Raw genomic sequence first — 17,588 nt, forward strand, 5'->3', positions numbered from 1 at the left:
CTACATCGCCCTCGGTATTTCCGGTGCGATCCAGCACCGGGCGGGCATGCAGACGTCCAAGACGATCGTCGCGGTGAACAAGGACCCGGAGGCGCCGATCTTCGAGATCGCCGACTACGGCGTCGTGTGGATATCAGCTGAGGCGAGACTACGGTCTCGCCTCAGTCGCTCTAGGGCCGCTTACGCTGCTCCCGCGCCCGGCACTTCGACAACACCAAGGCCCCAGCTGCACCTTACCGACGCGTCGGTCAGCACACCGGACGCGCTGGCCTGCGGTGCCGCGAGTGCTGCTTCCGACGGGAGCTCTTCATTCTCCCAGTCCGGGCCGAGGTAGACGATCACCAACCCGTTCGCGCGAAGATAGTCGACCACATCCTCGTCGCCGCCACCGGTGAGCCCGGCCAACCGGGATCGCAGCCCCTCAAGTAGGTGTTCCTCCCTGACATAGACACTCTTGAGACCCGGCGCCTCGGCCCGGGCGCTGGTGCGGCCATGCCGACAGCGGTAACCGGCGCGGTTGTGTGCCCAGTGCGAGTCGAATCGCCGATCACATGCCCCACACACCACAAGCCCCGCGAACAGATACGTCCGGGTCCCGCCGTCCTGAGATCTCCTCGCCGCCCGGATGCCCTGCACCGAACGAAACATCTCCTCATCCACGAGCGCCGCATGGGCGGGCGCGTCCGACACCGCCCACTCCCCTGCGTTCGTGCGGCGCCCCGCGCCGCCGGCACCTCGCGCCGCCCCAGGACCCTGGACCGTGCCGGTGCGGTTCCACACCTGCCGCCCCGTGTAACGCGGGTTCTCCAGAATCCCCGCCACAGTCAGTGTCCGCCACGCCCGCCCCGAACGATGCCGATTCCGCTCCGGATCCGCACCCGACGGACACACCACCCCACGATCGTTCAGCTCCCGCGCGATGCCGGCAATGCTCCGCAATCGGACGCGGGCCCACATCAACAAGCCGATACCCATACGGCGGCCTCCCACCCAAAAACCGCCCCTGCACACACGCCTGCGTGCGCATCGCCGCCAACACCCGATGCCGCGACCGCACCGCCTCACGCCGCGACTGCGAACCCAACAACACCATCAACGCCCGATGCTCCGGATCCCCCAGCTCCACCGGACCATCCGCCTCCGGCAACCACAGCCGAATACCCCGCTCGGCCAGCACCGCCATCACCTCGCGGAACTGATTCCCGCAAAACGCCCGTTCATACTTGCCCACGATCACCGCATCGAAACCACAATCCGAACTCCCCGCCGCGGCCAGCAGAGCAGCGGCCGCCGGTCGTTTCCACCAGGAGCACCGGCGTGAACAGCCCTCATCGAAAAACTCCTCCACAACCACCCCACGCCCGGCGATCGTGGCCTCGGCAACCTCACGCTGCCACGCCAGCGACGTCTCCCAATGCTGAAACTCCCTCGTCGACATCCGACCATAAAACGCAAACCGCAACCCCACCCCACCACGCCCACTCCCCCGACACCGTGTCCGACGACGACCCGATATTCCGAATGACCCCGTCTCCATCACAACGCACCTCACATCCCGAACTGACCGACCAGCCCTGGAACGCCGGCGCACCATCCTTATGACGGCACCCGCAGCCACAACCACCCAAATAGCCGCAACCTCACACCCCGCCAACCCCACACAGCCGACTGCCAAGCCCTGCCGACTGTCCAGCACTGACAGCAACACACCCACTCCGAGGAACACCGGGCACGGCGCGCGACTAGACGACAACCGTGACAGCAACACGCCGACAAACCGCGCGCGACACACCCCACACACACCGACGCATACTCGCCCCACGACCGCGACACCGCCTGCTACAGTTCTGGTGTGATTTCACCAAACACGGGAAATCGCACGCACTTGCGGGATCGAGTCTCGGACACTCTTTTACCCCACGGGTCTTTCGGCTCCGTGGGGTTTCGCATCTCTAGGTGCTGCCTTGTCTTGGCGGGGCTCGGTGGGGTTCAGCTCGATCCCGAGGGACATCTGCCCAGGTTTGACCAGTTGCCCTGGAGCCGCGGGGCTGGCACCGGCTTGATCTTCCAGTTTCTGTGGCCGCACACGACTTCCAGCCCCACCCTGTAGGGATATTCACCGATCTCGGTTCACGCGTCGTCATCGGGTGGTTCCCATCCTTGCTGGCTGAGCAGCCCGGGTAAGGCGTCCCGGAGATGGTCCTCACGGACATAGACATTCCGTGGCGCCTGATCGGGCCGCGGTGTGGCGGTGGTGTAGCCATGACGACAGCGATACCCCGCGCGGCGGTGCACCCAGTGCGCGTCCATCCGACGACCACACTCGCCACACACCACCAGCCCGGCCAACGCATACCTGCGCGTCTCATCGGTCTTCGTGGGCCGCGCGGCCCGTACCCGTTGAACGTCGTCTCATTAACCAACGGCATATGGGACAGGCGCTCGGATACTTCCCACTCCTGCACCGAGTTCGCACGCACCACACCTGAACCGCGCCCGCCGGCCCGTCCCCCTGGACCGTGGCCCTTCGTGGTTTGCCGGTTCCAGACCTGCCGACCCGTATACCGCGGATTCTCCAAAATCATCCCGACAGTGCGGGCAATCCACCCCTCGCCAGCCCGGTGCGGATTCCGGGCCTGATCCGCCTCTGCCGGACACGCCACACCACGCTCGTTGAGCTCCCGCGCCACCCAGCCCTCGCGGACGCTCCGCGGTAGGAGTACCGCCCTTTTCGTCGGCTCCTAGCCTGGTCGCTGTGGTGCCGCTTTCGCGGGTCTTTAAGCCTTCCGTCTCGAATCACCAGTCGTGGACGGTGCCGTCGAGCAGGCGGTTCACCGGGAGGTAGGCGGCCGTGTACGGGTGGTGCCCGGCGAGGTCCTCGTCGAGTTCCACGCCGAGGCCGGGATTGTTGCCGGGGTGGAGGAAGCCGCGGTCGAACGTGTATGAGGTGCGGAAGGTCTCGAGCGTGAGGTCGCTGTGCGGCATGTATTCCTGGATGCCGAAGTTGTGGATCGCCAGGTCGATGTGCAGTGCGGCTGCCATGCCGATCGGTGAGACGTCGGTCGGGCCGTGGAGGCCTGAGCGAATTCCGTAGATGTCGGCGAAGTCGAGGAGCTTCTTCATGGCCGTGATGCCGCCGGTGTGAGTGGGGGCCGAGCGCACGTAGTCGATGAGGCGCTCTGTGATGAGCGTCTGGTAGTCGTAGACGGAGTTGAAGACCTCACCCGTGGCTAGGGGCGTGGTGCTGTGCTGCCGGATGAGCCGGAACGCTTCCTGATCCTCACCTGGCGTCGCGTCCTCGAGCCAGAGCAGGTCGTAGGGTTCGAGGGACTTCGCGAGGCGTGCGGCCTCGATCGGGGACATGCGGTGGTGACCATCGTGGAGCAGACGCAGCTCGGGACCGAACTCCTCCCGCACCTTCTCGAAGATCGACGGAACGTGCCGCAGGTATGCGGGCGTGTCCCAGTCCTCCTCCTCGGGGCGGGTGGCGGCGCTGCCGTCGGCGGCCCGGTGCGCGGGTTCGTAGTCGTACTTCTCCCCGGGCTTGGCTGTCGCGGAAACGCCGTACACGGAGTCGAGCCCGGGGACACCGGTCTGGATGCGGACTGCGGTGTAGCCCTCGTCCACGTAGCCGCGGATTGCCTGTGACAGTGCCGCGTAGTCGTTTCCGGAGGCGTGCGCGTAGACGCGGAGTTTGTCCCGGCTGGCACCGCCGAGCAGCTGATACAGGGGTACGCCGAGCTTCTTCGCCTTGATGTCCCACAGCGCCATGTCGACCGCAGCGATCGCCGCCATCGTCACTGGCCCGCGGCGCCAGTACGCGCCGCGGTAGAGGTACTGCCAGGTGTCCTCGATGCGATCTTCGTCCCGGCCGATGAGGGCGCTGGCGACGTGGTCCCGCAGGTACGAACCGGCGGCGAGCTCGCGTCCGTTGAGCGTGGCGTCTCCCCACCCGACGACACCGTCGGAGGTGACGATCTTGAGGGTGACGAAGTTGCGTCCGGGGCTGGTGATGATGACATCAGCGGTTGAGATGCTCACTGTGGTGGCTTTCCTTGTATGGTGCGTGGTCGCGGGACGAGTGGTGGGTGAGGGCACAACGCTGGCCAGCGGTGCCTCGGGTGCGGTGGACGCTGCAGTCCCCCGCACCCGAGGCGGTGACTGGGAATTCAGACCGCGTTGCGCGGGTCCTTGAGGTCTCGCCCGGCGACCTCGGGCATGAGCAACGTCCCGATGAGCGGGCAGATCGTGAAGATCCCGAGCATGATCGCGATCGGGATCCACGACCCTGACGCCGCGGCGACCCAGGCGGCCACGACGACGGGGCCAATTCCGGTGGCGACCATGGCTGCGATCTCGCGGACGACTCCGGTGGCGGCGTAGCGGTGGCGGGAGCCGAAGAGCTCGGGCAGCGTGAGGTTTTCGAGCGAGGCCAGTGCCATGACCGACACGTTGTGCATGACGATGTAGCCGAGGAACAGCTGCGGCACCTGTGCACCTGCGATCGCCATCATGGTCGGCACGATGAGAACCAGGGAAATGACGCTCATGACCTGGTACATGCGACGGCGGCCGAACCTGTCGCCGAGCGCACCGACGATCGGCACCGTGAGGAACGCGCACAGGGAGGAGACGATCACGACGCTCGTCCCCACCGAGGCGGACATCGCCAGCGTGACGGTGATGAACGAGACCATGTAGGTCTGCAGGATGCCCGAGTTCCCCGCCTGCCCGAAGCGCAGGAGGAACGCAGGCACCATGGCGCGCCACTTGTTCTGCTCGAGCGCCTCGAGCATCGGGGCGTCGTTCTCCTGCTCCGCCTTCTCCCGGATCTGCTCGGTCGTGAGCGCCACGCCGTCGTTGACGTGGGAGCTCTCCTCGAACACCGGGCTCTCCTTGAGCCGGTAGCGGACCCACACGGCGAACAGCAGGATCACGGCGCTGCCGAGGAACGGGATGCGCCATCCCCAGGCGAGGAGCTGTTCCTCGGAGAGCACGGCGACGAGGATGCCCCAGATCGCCGAGGCGCCAAGTGTGCCGCAGTTCGTGCCGAGGGCCACGAGCGAGGCGATGATGCCGCGGCGGTTGGTCGGTGCGTACTCGGCGAGCATGACGCCGGCCCCGGAGATCTCCGCTCCGGCTCCGAAGCCCTGCACGAGGCGGAGCACCGCGAGGAGGATCGGGGCGACGATGCCGATCGTGTGGGCCGTGGGCAGGGCGCCGATGAGTGTCGTCGCACCCCCCATGAGGGCAATCGTGATGAACAGGACCTTGGTGCGGCCCACCCGGTCACCGAGACGTCCGAAGTACCAGGCCCCGACGGGACGGGCCAGATAACCCACAGCGTAGGTGGCCATCGCGGACACGACCGCGAGTGCTGGGCTCTCCCCGACGAAGAAGAGCTGGCTGAACACCAGCCCGGCCGCCAGCGAGTACAGCTGGAAGTCCATGAACTCGAGCGCGGTGCCGAGCCAGCCGGACATCGCCGCGCGCACGAGGTCGCTGGTTTTGCGCTGGGCCGGAATGGTTTTCGTGCTGGTCGTCTCGGGTGGCTGCGGTGAAGTGGACATCGTTGTTCCTTCATCGGTGGTGGCACCGTCGGTGGCGCCGTCAATCGGGGGAAGAGGGCGGATTCAGAACTCGATGAGGACTTTGCCGGAGGCTGCGGAGTCCTTCGCGGTCGCGAACGCCTCGACCGCCTTGGTCGCGGGGAGGACGTGCGTGACGACGCCGGCGATCGAGGGGTTGGCGGCGAGCATGTCGACCGCCTCGTCGATTTCGGTGGAGAAGCGGAACGTGCCGCGCAGCTGCACTTCCTTCGACACCAGCGGGGAGAGGTTCACGCCGATAGACGTGTCGGCGAGCATCCCCACCTGCACGACGACGCCAGCGCGGTTCACCGAGGTGATCGCCTGGGTCAGCGACACCGGTGCGGCCGAGCACTCGAACACGACGGGGTACGCGGTCGCCGGGACGTCGTCGGTCCCGATGAGCAACGTCTCGTGCGCGCCGAGCGCGCGGGCACGTTCGAGAGCGGATTCCTGGATGTCGCCGACGGCGACGTGGTCGACGCCGCGGGCGACAAGTGCCGCGACGACGAGGAGACCGACGGGACCGGCACCGAGGACGAGAACGCGGTCACCCAGCTCGTCGCCGGCGATCGTGAGCGCGTGCAGCGCCACCCCGAGGGGTTCGGCCAGCGCCGCGTCCTTCAGGGGCAGTCCGTCGGGGAGTCCGCGGAGCATCTGCTTCTCGACGAGCACGCAGTCGGCTGCAGCACCCTGGCGGTGGGGCAGGTTCGCGGCGCTGCCGAGGTAGTCACCACCCGGCCACAGGTGGGGGCGGTCCGCGATGCCCTCCACCGGGGTGCCGTAGCGCGCTGGGTGCACGGTCACCGATGTGCCGGCTGCCCACTCACCGCTCGGGTCCGCCTCGACGGTCGCGGAGAACTCATGGCCCGGAGTGAAGGGCTCGCGCACGAGGTTCTCCCCGTTCCTCCCGTCGAAGTAGTAGTGCAGGTCCGAGCCGCAGATACCCACGTAACGCACGCGCAGCAGCACCTCGCCCTCCCCAGGTTCGGGGACGGCGACGTCCTCGAGGCGCATGTCCCCGGCACCGTGGATGAACAGGGCTTTCATCAGCGATTAGCTCCTGGTGGCTAGCGGGCGGAGGCAACGTTCTGCGGACTTCGCGCGATCCAGGCGATCCGATGCCGCATACGTCGATGTACGCCGACCGTTCATCGGCATTTCCTGTCTGAACCCCGAGGCTAAGCCAGGCATGAAAGACACTGCAAGGGTGTTGACAATCTTTGTACAACTATTTCAGGGTGATGCGTGCAGCCATGCTCCCCCCGTTCCGACACGGGACCTCGATCAGCAAGGAACCTCGATGAAGCACGCGTTTGACCTGTCCGGCAAGGTCGCCGCCGTCAGCGGCAGCACCAGGGGTATCGGCCGCTCCATCGCCCTCGGCCTGGCCGAAGCCGGAGCGGACGTCGCTCTGCTGCAGCGCTCCCTCAGCGACACCACGCCGCAGGAGGAGATCCGTCAGCTCGGACGCAAGTGCGAGATCATCGAGTGCGACGTCGAGAACCGCCAGCAGGTCAGGAACGCAGTCCCCGAAACGATCTCCCGACTCGGAGGCCTGCACATCGTGGTCCCCTGCGCCGGGATCCAACACCGCAGCCCCTCGGTCGACTTCCCCGAAGAGGACTGGGATCGCGTCATGCAGGTCAACCTCAAAAGCGTCTGGCTCTTGTGCCAGCAAGCTGGCCGCCACATGGTCGAGCAGGGCTACGGCAAGATCATCACCATCGGATCGGTGGCGTCGTTCCAGGGCGGATTCACCGTGCCCGCCTACGCTGCCGCCAAGGGCGGAATCGCGCAGTTGACCAAGGCGCTGGCCAACGAATGGGCCGGCCACAACGTCAACGTCAACGCACTGGTCCCCGGTTACATCGACACCGACATGAACACCGCGCTGGTCAGCAATCCGACACGCAGCGTCCAGATCTCAGAGCGCATCCCCGCGGCGCGGTGGGGCACACCGGACGACGTCAAGGGACCCGCCGTGTTCCTCGCATCGGACGCGGCAGCTTACGTCCACGGGCACCTGCTGGCCGTCGACGGTGGCTGGCTCGGCCGCTGATCCCCACGAGCATGAGCGGCCACCGCGTGATCTTCCGCTCCCCCGCAAACCACCTTGGGCACCACCCGGCAAACTCCTGCAACCCGGACCGCACCGCCATCCCGCGCACGGGCAGATCCCCGCGGAGCCATTCCTATCGGTCATGTCGGGCCCTTGGCATTGTCGATCTCTGCAACGGCGGTAGTGCTCGCTTATCGGACCCCAACACCTGAGGCCACCGTCGGCGGACAGCCTCACCCCCACCCCAAAGCCCTCTTGTACAACCTTGCACAATGGCTCTGACGCCAATGCCGCGACGAAGGAGCGCTCGTGCCTGCCACCCTCACCGACGTCGCCGCGCGCGCCGAGGTCTCGCTTGCCACGGCCTCCCGGGCGTTCAACGATCCGGATCGACTGGCGCCCGCCACTCGCCAACGCGTGCTGGCGGCCGCCGCCGAGTTGGGCTACGAGACCCCTATGGGCCCAGCGACCAGAACCATCGGCGTCGTCGTTCCCGACATGGCGAACGCGGTCTTCGCCTCGCTGCTCAGGTCCATACACGACCAAGCGTGGCATGGTCGGCACCAGCTGATGGTCACCAACACCAACGAGGATCCCTCCCGCGAACGTGAAGCACTCGATCGCCTAGCCGGTTCCACGAACGGCATCATCCTGTGTTCCCCTCGCTCGCCGGTCGATCAGCTCGACACGTTCGCCACCCGGACACCCATGGTGGTCGTCAACGGGATGATCGAGAAGGCGCCTTGCGTTCTGATCGGCGCGAACGACGGTATCCGCCAAGCCGTGGAGCACCTGCGCGCACTCGGCCACCAGCACCTGGCCTACGTCCCCGGCCCGGCCAGTTCATGGGCTGACCGGAATCGTCAGGACGCGCTGTCGGAGCGCTGTGCCGCCGAGGGCCTCCAGCTCACCGTCGTGGGCAACCAGGCCGCCTCAGTGTCCGGAGGCCTGGCGGCAGCCGCATCGGTGGTAGCCAGCGGGGCCACCGCGGTCGTCGCCTACAACGACCTGGTGGCCCTCGGCGTACGAGCGGGCGCGCAGAGCCTCGGCCGGCTCTGCCCCCAGCACCTCAGCGTCATCGGTATCGACGACCTGGACGTCTCCGCCGTGTCCGACCCCGCCCTGACATCCGTCCACGTAGGAATCGCCGAAGGCGGCACCCTCGCGGTCGACCTGCTGCTCGAGCAGATCGACGGCAGCGCGCGGCACGACGACGCCGTTCACATGGGCTCGCAACTGATCGTGCGCGGCTCAACCGGCGTCCCCGAGACAGTCCACGCCACGTAGTGCGTGCGCCGAGATTCCAACCACGAGGAGGTTTCACTGCCCCGGGGCTACCGTTTTCGGCCCGAGCTTCTGGGAGCGCACGAGGTCAGGCTTCCGACGCCGGACACACCACCGTCTGGGTGCCCGGCGTCGTAAGAACATGCCATGCGACACCGGCTGGTCGCGCTCGATCACGCGGGTGCGGGAGTGAATCCGCCGCCGACCTGGTATCCCAATCCGGCTCCGCTGCAGCGTTATTCGGGGCCGAACAACTTTCAAAGCCGAGCTGCGCGGCGACGAGCTCGTCCGAATGGTTCCGGACAAGGACGGCGCCAACGAGGGCCACGCCTGCGTCAAGGGCCGGTTCGCGTTCGGCTACGCCACGCACCCCCGGCCGAGTACACAGCCCCGTGATCCACGAGAAGATCACCGGCGAATGTCCAGGTCCGGGTGGCCCTGCATGCCACGATCATCGAGGGTTGAGTTTCTCCACGGTGTCCACGGTCTCGAGCCACTCCTGTCACTCGCCGGATGTCGACAGAGCGGAGGGCCCGTTCGGGTCGGCGTCGACTACGGGCAGTGTCGCGGGGCCTCTCCTCGTGCTCGCGCCAAGCGGTATGCCGCGAACATGTCCCACGTTGCCTGCCAGAGGCCCATGCGAATGGACGACTCGAAGGCGCGCCGACCAGAGAGCCCCGGTGCCTTGCCGCGGACGGCCTTGACTCGCGCCGGTCACCCCGACGACGTCACTCCGGCTTGATAAGCGCCGGTGAACAAGCCTCGCCCGCCACCCAGTCGTTGTAGAAGTCGGGCATCGCGGACGCACGCCCTTGGAAGTTGGGCTCCCGCTTCTCGAGGAAGGCCGCCACGCCCTCCTTGCCATCGCCGACGCTGGCCCAGAACATGGCAAGCGAGTCGATCCGATGCACCTCGCTGGGTGCGCCAGAGTGGCATTGCGCCGCACCATCTGGCGACTCAGAGCTACGGCAACGGGCGAACGACCCCGAGTCCAAGAGTCCGCAACCGCCACGGCCTGGGTCAACAAGCCCTCGCCGGGATGGACCTCATCGACCAGCCCGACCGCCCGAGCCTCCTCAACACCAAGGATGTCGGCGCGCAGGACCAGGTCGAGCGCCGCAGACGGGCCAACGAGCCGAGGCAGGTACCAGGTCGAACAGGCCTCCGGCACGATTCCGAGCCTGCCGAAGACCAGCCCGATACGAGCAGAGGCGGACATCAGACGACGGTCCATCGCCAGCGTCATCGTGGCGCCGATACCCACGGCCGCACCGTTCAGGGCGGCGATCACCGGCTTGCGGCAGTCGTGGATCGCCAACGTGCAACGCCCACCGGTATCACGGACCGCGGCAATGGCCGGATCGTCGAGGTCTGCCATGTCACCGAGGCAGCACTGCCCGGCCTCTTGGGCGACAGGGAGCGTCTTGGCTCGGTCTACTGGGCTGGGGCCGGCTTTGGCCCCCCTTTTGACTTCGGGCATGGGAACCGTCCACCGCAGCACGTGACCAGTCGATCAGCCCAGCCGCGTTCAGCTCGGCCAGCAGCACCTCGTACAACTGCTGCCACACGCCGACTTCGGTCCAGTCCCGCAACCGCCGCCAGCAGGTCATGCCCGACCCGTACCCGAACTCCTGCGGAAGGAACTCCCACGGCATACCCGTGTACAACACGAACAAGATCCCACACAGTGCCTTGCGATCGTCCACCCGCTTGCGACCAGGGTTGCGAAACCGCCGCTCGACCACCGGCAACAGCGGCTCGATCCGGTCCCACAGCCCGTCCTCGATCTCCCACGGCCTGCGCTGCGCCAACCCCAACCAGACGATCCCACGACGACCTCAAGATCAAAGGACATCCAAGCTCAATCTGTTAGGACCCCTAAGGCCCGACCACCATGGAGTCGACGACCCGGTGATGCCTCGTGTCGTAACCGAACAGCAGCCGCCGAGTATGGCAACGAACGCCACGCCGGTCATTGGTTCAAACCTCCACTCCTGGCGGTTTACGGGCCCGTACGGTGTGATGTTGTTTCATGCAGTTCGATGGCGTTGCCCGAGGGATCGCGCAGGAAGGACTGCCTTGCCGCCCCGATCGTGACTGGGGCGCTGACCTCCACCCCGCGGCCGAGGAGCAGTTCGCGTGTCGCGTCCAGATCGTCGACACGCAGCGCGAAGTGCTGCCCCCGCGCAGGAGGGGGAGTGCCCTCGATGAGGTGGAGTTGTTGGTCGCCGAGGTCAAGCCAAGCACCGCGCCCACCCGTAGCCGGGCGGTCGGTGCGGTGGCGCAATCCGAGAACGCTGATGTAGAAATCCAGTGCCTCGTCGAGCTGCCGGACCATCAACGAGACATGGTGCAGGGAAGATGAATTCATTGGCTATGCCTCACATGTTCGCTGCTGTGGCCGCCGAGCGCGACGAGCCCGTGGGGGCTGCGCTGCTGGCAGCGCAACGCACTACCTACTACCAGGTCAAGTACGGAACCCACGTCTACCGCGCGTCCCGTTACACCCTCGACATGTCACTCCGCGGCGAGACCTGACGCGTACCAAGCCCTTTCCAGCCAAGGAGATCCTCCGATCTACGTACGCGTTCGCACGGTTGCCAACAGCCGAATGCGGTCCACCGCTGGGGAATCCGCCGAGCTGAGTCCATCGACGGATTCCCCAACCACCAGGAGCTCGCCAACCCGATGTTGCCGGAGACTACTTCGACGGCGGCGGGCTCGTTGCCTGGAACTGTTCTTCAAGCTCTTCCAACGTTTTCCCGCCGGTTTCGGGAAGGAACTTCGTCAGGAAGACGATCGTCGCAGAGTTGATGAGCGCGAGGATGAAGAACGTGTTGCCGCCGAGCGCGCTGATGAGCATCGGGAAGGTCAGCGCGACGGTCCCGTTGCTGATCCATTGGGCGAAAATCGCGATCCCCATCGCGAACCCGCGGAAGCGCAGCGGGAACATCTCGGCCATCATCAGCCACCAGACGGTGGCGATCATGCTCTGCATGAAGAAGAGGAAGATGAGCATGAACGCCATCACCGCGAAGCTGCGGAAGGTCGATTCCGGCAGCAGGAAGCAGACACCGAGCAGCGCCAGCGAGATGGTGACCCCGACCTGACCAGTGATGATGATAGGCCTTCTGCCGATCCTACCCAGCAACGAGATGCCGATGAAGGTCGCGACTACGGAGACGACGCCGTTAGCGATGCTCGCGGTGATCGACGCCTCGGTTCCCAGACCGGTGGTCTGCAAGATCGTCGGGGCGAAGTACATGATGGTGTTCACCCCGGTGAGCTGCACCGAGATGCCCAAGACCGCGCCGATGATGACGAGCCTGCGAATCCACGGCGTACGAAGGTTCGTCCACTCCTTCCGGTGTGCTTGCCCAGCGTCGGGCGCACAGCGGCGGATTTCGGCGAGTTCGCGTTCGGCTTCAGCGGGCTCGCGGATCTTGCCGAGCACGACCAGTGCTTCGTCGAAGCGGCCCTTGGTGGCATACCAGCGCGGGCTTTCCGGCAGGAACAGCATGCCGAACCACAGCAGCACGGCAGGAATCGTGGCCAGGCCGAGCATGTAGCGCCATGCCTCATCGCTGGGCCAGAAGTTGGCGATCGCGGCGTTGGAAGTGTAAGCCACGAGCTGGCCGGTCACGATCATGAGCTCGTTGTGGGTGACCAGCTGCGCACGGCGGTGTGCGGGAGCCAGTTCCGCGATGAACATCGGCACTGTCGCGGAGGCGCCGCCGACAGCGAGCCCGAGCACGATCCGGAACAGGACCATGGTTTCGATGTTCGGGGCGAGTGCCGTTCCCAGGGCTCCGATGAAGAAGACAACCGCGAGCGTGAGGATGTTGCGGCGGCGCCCGTGCCAGTCAGACAAGCGCCCGCCGAACACCGCGCCGAAGGCGGCACCGAATACGAGTGAGGAAGTGACGATTCCTTCCGTAACCGGAGTCAGCCCGAGTCCCCCTCGCTCGGGGCCAAGAGTCATGAACGGCAGAGCACCCGAGATGACTCCGGTGTCGTAGCCGAATAGCAACGCGCCGAGGGTCGCTACCGCGGTGATGATGCGGACGAAGGGCTTCGTGCTGCCCTCAGCAGAGCCAGATCTGGCCGAAACGGTGTGTGCCATCGTTCTGTCCTGCCTTCTGCGCGGGCTCACGCAACGGGTTCGGTGGCCAGAGCAGCCCGCAGCAGGTCGACCGAGCGGCGTACTCCGTCAACTGGCGTGCGAGAAAGGTCTTCGTGCTCGATGCTCAGCGTGCCCGCGTACCCGGACGCGTTCAACGCCGCGATGAACTCAGACCAGAACGCAGTGCCTCCTGAGTGGCCGTCGCCAAGGGTGATGTAATTCCAGGCGCGCTCGGCGACGCGGTCGAACGGCAGAGTTTCCAGGCGCGAGGTCAGCCCGAGCCGCTCCGATTCGAGGCGGGTGTCCTTGGCGTGGACGTGGTGGATGGCGCCATCGAGTGCTTTGACACTTTGGACCGGGTCCGCGCCCATCCACATGAGGTGGCTGGGATCCATGTTGGCGCCTACAACCGGCCCCACCGCTTCCCGCAGGCGCAGCAGGGTTGGCGCGTTGTAGACGAGCTGGTTGGCATGCATCTCCACCGCAAGCCGCACCTCGTGTTCCTGCGCGAAAGCGGCAAGCTGCCGCCAATATCCGACGGCGATGTCCCATTGGTGCTCCAGGACCTCGGTGGTCTCAGGAGGCCAACAGGTCGTGATCCAGTTCGGGGTCTTGTCCCCGGGCGCAGCGGGGAGCCCCGACATGAGCACGACCGTGGGCACACCAAGCAGGCCGGCAAGACGGATCGTGTCGTGGACAACGCGGTCCTGCTCGGCGCCGGTGACGGGGTGAAGCTGGTTGCCACTGGCGTTGAGAGCGGAAAGACGCAGGCCGCGATCGCGGACCGCAGCGGACAATTCCTCCCTCGCCGTCTCGCTCGCGAGCAGAGCGTCGAGGTTCAGGTGTGGTGCGGTGGACCAATTTCCGGTCGTGAATTCGATCGTGTCGACCTCGAGCTCGGCGGCGAGGTCCAGAGCTTCGTTAGTGGAAAGCGCCGCAACGCTGTCGGTCATCAATCCGATGTTCACGGTCAGGTCTCCTCATTGAGAACGAGGACTGGCTAGCCGTGGGCGCACCAGTCCGGTTTTCTTGGCTGGGCAAGGTGGTGGGTCAGGTAGCCGACTCGGTGTAGAGCGTTGGTCGCGGTTTGACCTCGACGGGGGCAGTCCTTCCTGAGGACAGGGAGCGCAGACATGCCTCAGCCACGGCCGCGGAGGTGTAGCCGTCCCACGCCGAAGCTCCGCAGGTTTCGCCGACCGCGCAGGCATCGACCCACGCCTGCAGCTCAGCGCGGTAAGCGTCCTGGAAACGAGGGCGGAAGTCCGGCGCGACCGCCTGCCCTTCCATCCCGGCGCGCCGCGTGCTCACGGCTGCTGGTGGCACCAGCGACACGCTTCCGCGCTCGCCCACCAACTCACCCCGCACGTCATAGCCGTACTGGGCGTTCACGAAGATCTCCACGTCGATGAGCACGCCGCCTTCTGTCTGCAACACGAGGAATTGAGGGTCCTGAAAATCCGGTCGCACCCGACCCGACGGCCGCGGCGTGTGCACGGTCGCGGACACGATCTCTTCCCTCAACAACCAACGGGCGATGTCGATGTCGTGGACACCGGTCGCAGTCACCAACGCCGAGGCGGGAAGCGACGGTGGGTAATCGACGTTGCGGTGCACGCTGTGCAGCATCAGCGCGTCCCCGATCTCGCCCGAGTCGAAGACCCGCTTCATTTCCAGGTAGGCCGGGTCGAAGCGGCGCATGTACCCCACCTGCACCAGCCGACGGCCCCCGCACATCTCGGCCTCAACCACACGCCAACACGCCTCGCTCGTCGTGGCCAGAGGCTTCTCGCAGAGCACGGGCTTGCCCGCCTCGACGCAGGCCATAGCGAACTCCTCATGCGTCTGGTCGGGGGAGGCGACCACCACGGCGTCCACTCCCGCATCACGGACGAGTTCGACCGGGTCGGTATGCACTCGTGCGCCGCCGGCCGCCGAGGCGGCTCGAGCCGCCCGCTCCTCGTCGGCGTCAAACACCGCAGCCACACCAGCGCCGGACACCGCCGCGGTGAGGGTGCGGACGTGATCAAGCCCCATCATGCCGCAGCCGATGACACCAATCTGAACAGTCACTTCTCGAACTCCTGATCGCATAAAGCCGCGGACCCGCCGCGCGAACAGCACAAACTTCCGGGAAAACGACCACCTCGGCAGGGATCACCTGCCACTGTGATCTCTCGTCCCACCTGCGTCCGGACACACTTCAGGTCACTCGCCCATCACCGGTGTGACGAAGAACGAGGACCTTTTTCGTACAACTAGTACGTACAAGTGCTACGTACTATGGGAGGAGAGTGTTATCCATGTCAATACCCAAGCAACACATGTTGGAGGTGGGCATGCGGGGCCCGGAGGGCAGAGACCGGCCGAGTACGACGGGGCGCGCCAAGCGCCCGACGATGTCCGATATCGCCGCACGGGTCGGGGTCTCGCAGGCACTCGTGTCGCTGGTGTTCCGCAACCAGCCAGGAGCGAGCCCGCAGACACGGGAGCGCATCTTCCAAGCAGCTGACGAGCTCGGCTACCGCCCCGACGCCGCTGCTCAGCTTCTGCGGCGCACCCGCAGCCGACAGCTGGGCGTCTTGTTCACCATGCGCCATCCGCACGACGTGGACATCGTCGAAGCCATCTACCCCGCAGCCGAGAAGCACGGCTACAACGTCGCGCTCAGCGCCATGGCCGTGGCTCGCGACGAGCGTCAGGCTGTAGACGAACTACTCGCACTGCGCAGCGAGGCCATCCTCATCATCGGAGCCGCTTCCCGCCCTAGCGACCTGACCTCGATCGTCGGTCAAACACCTGTCGTAGAGATCAACCCGCGCACCCGGGCCGACGGTGCAGACGCCGTCCGCACCGCAGACAGCAAGGGAGTTCGCCAAGCAGTCGACCACCTCGCCGAGCTCGGACATCGATCCATCGCGCATGTCGACGGCGGCACCATGCCTGGCGCTAGCGAGCGGCGACGCGGGTACCGCACCTCCATGCGCCGTCGCGGGCTGGCCGGGCACATCCAGATCCTTGCCGGCGACTACACGGAGGAGTCCGGAGCCCGAGCAGCCCGGGAACTACTCGCGCAGGACCATCTCCCCACGGCCGTCATCGCCGGCAACGACCGTTGCGCCCACGGTCTGCTCACGACTTTCCTGCGTGCCGGCCTCCGCGTCCCCGAAGACGTATCCGTCATTGGCTACGACGACAGCCAACTCGCGCGCCTGTCGTTCATCGACCTCACCTCGGTGCGCCAAGGTGCGGCCGATGTCGCCGAACTCGCTGTCCAAGCAGCCGCGGAACGGCTCGACGAAGGGCGCACCACCGACCGCGACATCGTCCTGGAACCCACCCTCGTCGTCCGAGGAAGCACCGGCCACCCACACCCCCGATGAACCCACCACGACGCGAACGATCTCCGAGCTGGCCGCCGCACAGCTGGGTATCCATTATCCGAGGTCGATGACGCCGGAACGGACGTGCGAGGTGTTGTACGAGACGCGCTGCGATCGCATCCATCTCCGTGCGAAGGTCGAGACATACCCCCAGCGCTGGTGCCGTGGTCACCGGTATGTGCGCAGTCGAGTGACGACGAATATCGACCGGCTCCGGCACGACTACAACACCACCCGGCCCCACCGGTCGCTACCACACCTGGCAACATCAGCTATCGCCTACATTGCCCGCGCCAAAGCCCTACCGTCGGCCAACCGCAGCACCGACACGCCCGCTCGGCAAACATCCACAGCACCCACGGCGCAGTCTCCGGATCCGGCTCCAACACATGCACACGCCGCCCCCACCGCGCATGCACCACGTTCGGATGCGGACCAGTATCAGCCAACCGATACCCATACGGCGGGCGACCACCGACGAAACGCCCCTGCGACCGCGTCTGCGCTGCCATCGCCGCCTTCACCCGATGCCGAGCCCGCACCACCTCACGCTGCGCCTGCGCACCCAACAACACCATCAACGCGTCATGAACCGGACTGTCCAACTCCACCGGTCCACCGGCCTCCGGTACCCACACCTGCACCCCGAGCTCGTTCAGCCGCGCCACAACCTCCCGAAACTGATCACCATAGAAAGCACGCTCGTACTCCCCCACCACCACGGCATCGAACTCGCGGTCCTGATCCTCCGCCGCAGCCAGCAGGGCCGAAGCCGCCAGCCAATCCCACCACGACTCACCTCCGCGACCGGCCCTCATCAAAGTAGTAAGCCATTCATCGCGAAAGGCGTGGAAGGCGTTTGCCTCACTGACGCAGCAAACGGCGAAACTCTTCGAGCGAAATCGGATATACCGTACCCCAGCTGAGCAGTGACCTTTCCTGATCACAAGGACGTCCGGATGCTCCGTGTAACCCGTGGCTCTCAGCCAATGCGGACAGCCATTAGCCGTTTAACGAGTGTTGGGGGCGCCGGGTTCCGCTCAGGCCGCATCCGCCGAGGTACTCGCGGGTGCGCACGGCGATGGGCATCGGGACGTCCGGGGCGCACGGGTAGAGGTCCTGCTCGACGATCACGAACAGCTCGGCGTCCA

Annotated in this window: 14 protein-coding genes and 5 pseudogenes; 5 read left to right on the forward strand and 14 right to left on the reverse strand. The window is 66.1% G+C overall.

All coding sequences use genetic code 11. The features are described from left to right. Positions 1-127, forward strand: a pseudogene (locus tag R4I43_RS33960) (electron transfer flavoprotein subunit alpha/FixB family protein); the annotation flags it as partial. A 53-nt stretch (positions 128-180) separates the two neighbouring features. Here R4I43_RS33960 and R4I43_RS33965 read toward each other — a convergent pair. From R4I43_RS33965 to R4I43_RS33990, 7 genes and pseudogenes are all read right to left on the reverse strand, one after another. Beyond that, positions 181-975, reverse strand: coding sequence for a recombinase family protein (locus R4I43_RS33965; protein ID WP_324269835.1), 795 nt, complete (start codon positions 973-975; stop codon positions 181-183). Positions 976-1,069: 94 nt separating this feature from the next. Next, positions 1,070-1,594: pseudogene (locus R4I43_RS33970) on the reverse strand (recombinase family protein); the annotation flags it as partial. A gap of 536 nt (positions 1,595-2,130) precedes the next feature. Next, positions 2,131-2,337 (reverse strand): zinc ribbon domain-containing protein, encoded by a 207-nt coding sequence (locus tag R4I43_RS34525; protein WP_407691362.1) that lies wholly within the window; start codon positions 2,335-2,337, stop codon positions 2,131-2,133. A gap of 74 nt (positions 2,338-2,411) precedes the next feature. Then, positions 2,412-2,690, reverse strand: a pseudogene (locus R4I43_RS34530) (recombinase family protein); the annotation flags it as partial. Positions 2,691-2,796: 106 nt separating this feature from the next. Continuing rightward, positions 2,797-4,041: a D-mannonate dehydratase ManD gene (manD, locus tag R4I43_RS33980; protein WP_324269837.1), complete on the reverse strand. Its 1,245-nt coding sequence runs from the start codon at positions 4,039-4,041 to the stop codon at positions 2,797-2,799. A 128-nt stretch (positions 4,042-4,169) separates the two neighbouring features. Further along, positions 4,170-5,570 (reverse strand): MFS transporter, encoded by a 1,401-nt coding sequence (locus tag R4I43_RS33985; protein ID WP_324269838.1) that lies wholly within the window; start codon positions 5,568-5,570, stop codon positions 4,170-4,172. 63 nt (positions 5,571-5,633) lie between these two features. Beyond that, positions 5,634-6,638, reverse strand: coding sequence for an L-idonate 5-dehydrogenase (locus tag R4I43_RS33990; RefSeq protein WP_324269839.1), 1,005 nt, complete (start codon positions 6,636-6,638; stop codon positions 5,634-5,636). Between the two features lie 253 nt (positions 6,639-6,891). Here R4I43_RS33990 and R4I43_RS33995 point away from each other — a divergent pair, with 253 nt between their 5' ends. Next, positions 6,892-7,650, forward strand: a complete 759-nt coding sequence (locus R4I43_RS33995) for an SDR family oxidoreductase (RefSeq protein ID WP_324269840.1) — start codon at positions 6,892-6,894, stop codon at positions 7,648-7,650. 309 nt (positions 7,651-7,959) lie between these two features. After that, positions 7,960-8,937 (forward strand): LacI family DNA-binding transcriptional regulator, encoded by a 978-nt coding sequence (locus R4I43_RS34000; RefSeq protein ID WP_324269841.1) that lies wholly within the window; start codon positions 7,960-7,962, stop codon positions 8,935-8,937. Between the two features lie 725 nt (positions 8,938-9,662). Here R4I43_RS34000 and R4I43_RS34005 read toward each other — a convergent pair. From R4I43_RS34005 to R4I43_RS34015, 4 genes and pseudogenes are all read right to left on the reverse strand, one after another. Then, positions 9,663-9,845, reverse strand: a complete 183-nt coding sequence (locus R4I43_RS34005) for a hypothetical protein (protein WP_324269847.1) — start codon at positions 9,843-9,845, stop codon at positions 9,663-9,665. A 23-nt stretch (positions 9,846-9,868) separates the two neighbouring features. Next, positions 9,869-10,312, reverse strand: a pseudogene (locus tag R4I43_RS34535) (enoyl-CoA hydratase-related protein); the annotation flags it as partial. Between the two features lie 45 nt (positions 10,313-10,357). After that, positions 10,358-10,745: pseudogene (locus R4I43_RS34010) on the reverse strand (transposase); the annotation flags it as partial. A gap of 191 nt (positions 10,746-10,936) precedes the next feature. Further along, the gene (locus R4I43_RS34015; protein WP_324269842.1) at positions 10,937-11,305 is read right to left on the reverse strand and encodes a VOC family protein; all 369 of its coding nucleotides are present in this window, start codon (positions 11,303-11,305) and stop codon (positions 10,937-10,939) included. A gap of 14 nt (positions 11,306-11,319) precedes the next feature. Between R4I43_RS34015 and R4I43_RS34020 the strand changes: the two genes are divergently transcribed. Continuing rightward, a complete protein-coding gene (locus tag R4I43_RS34020) occupies positions 11,320-11,472 on the forward strand; it encodes a hypothetical protein (RefSeq protein WP_407691361.1) in 153 nt (50 codons plus the stop codon). Between the two features lie 163 nt (positions 11,473-11,635). Here R4I43_RS34020 and R4I43_RS34025 read toward each other — a convergent pair whose 3' ends face one another. The 3 genes from R4I43_RS34025 to R4I43_RS34035 form a co-directional block, all read right to left on the reverse strand. Continuing rightward, a complete protein-coding gene (locus R4I43_RS34025) occupies positions 11,636-13,057 on the reverse strand; it encodes a sugar porter family MFS transporter (RefSeq protein WP_324269843.1) in 1,422 nt (473 codons plus the stop codon). 26 nt (positions 13,058-13,083) lie between these two features. After that, a complete protein-coding gene (locus R4I43_RS34030) occupies positions 13,084-14,025 on the reverse strand; it encodes a sugar phosphate isomerase/epimerase family protein (RefSeq protein ID WP_324269844.1) in 942 nt (313 codons plus the stop codon). 82 nt (positions 14,026-14,107) lie between these two features. Further along, positions 14,108-15,127 carry a Gfo/Idh/MocA family oxidoreductase gene (locus R4I43_RS34035; protein ID WP_324269845.1) on the reverse strand — a complete coding sequence of 340 codons (1,020 nt, stop codon included), beginning with the start codon at positions 15,125-15,127 and terminating at the stop codon, positions 14,108-14,110. Positions 15,128-15,453: 326 nt separating this feature from the next. Here R4I43_RS34035 and R4I43_RS34040 point away from each other — a divergent pair, with 326 nt between their 5' ends. Then, positions 15,454-16,437 carry a LacI family DNA-binding transcriptional regulator gene (locus R4I43_RS34040; protein WP_324269846.1) on the forward strand — a complete coding sequence of 328 codons (984 nt, stop codon included), beginning with the start codon at positions 15,454-15,456 and terminating at the stop codon, positions 16,435-16,437. The last annotated feature ends 1,151 nt before the right edge of the window (positions 16,438-17,588 follow it).

The organism is Saccharopolyspora mangrovi, from assembly GCF_035320975.1.
Lineage (GTDB): Bacteria > Actinomycetota > Actinomycetes > Mycobacteriales > Pseudonocardiaceae > Saccharopolyspora > Saccharopolyspora mangrovi.

What these genes read in the sequence shown, in the direction of transcription:
- R4I43_RS33965 (WP_324269835.1), bottom strand. Translation starts at nt 975, where the DNA reads ATGGGTATCGGCTTGTTGATGTGGGCCCGCGTCCGATTGCGGAGCATT.
- R4I43_RS34025 (WP_324269843.1), bottom strand. Translation starts at nt 13,057, where the DNA reads ATGGCACACACCGTTTCGGCCAGATCTGGCTCTGCTGAGGGCAGCACG.
- R4I43_RS34040 (WP_324269846.1), top strand. Translation starts at nt 15,454, where the DNA reads ATGTCCGATATCGCCGCACGGGTCGGGGTCTCGCAGGCACTCGTGTCG.
- R4I43_RS34015 (WP_324269842.1), bottom strand. Translation starts at nt 11,305, where the DNA reads ATGAATTCATCTTCCCTGCACCATGTCTCGTTGATGGTCCGGCAGCTC.
- R4I43_RS33985 (WP_324269838.1), bottom strand. Translation starts at nt 5,570, where the DNA reads ATGTCCACTTCACCGCAGCCACCCGAGACGACCAGCACGAAAACCATT.
- R4I43_RS33995 (WP_324269840.1), top strand. Translation starts at nt 6,892, where the DNA reads ATGAAGCACGCGTTTGACCTGTCCGGCAAGGTCGCCGCCGTCAGCGGC.
- R4I43_RS33990 (WP_324269839.1), bottom strand. Translation starts at nt 6,638, where the DNA reads ATGAAAGCCCTGTTCATCCACGGTGCCGGGGACATGCGCCTCGAGGAC.
- R4I43_RS34020 (WP_407691361.1), top strand. Translation starts at nt 11,320, where the DNA reads ATGTTCGCTGCTGTGGCCGCCGAGCGCGACGAGCCCGTGGGGGCTGCG.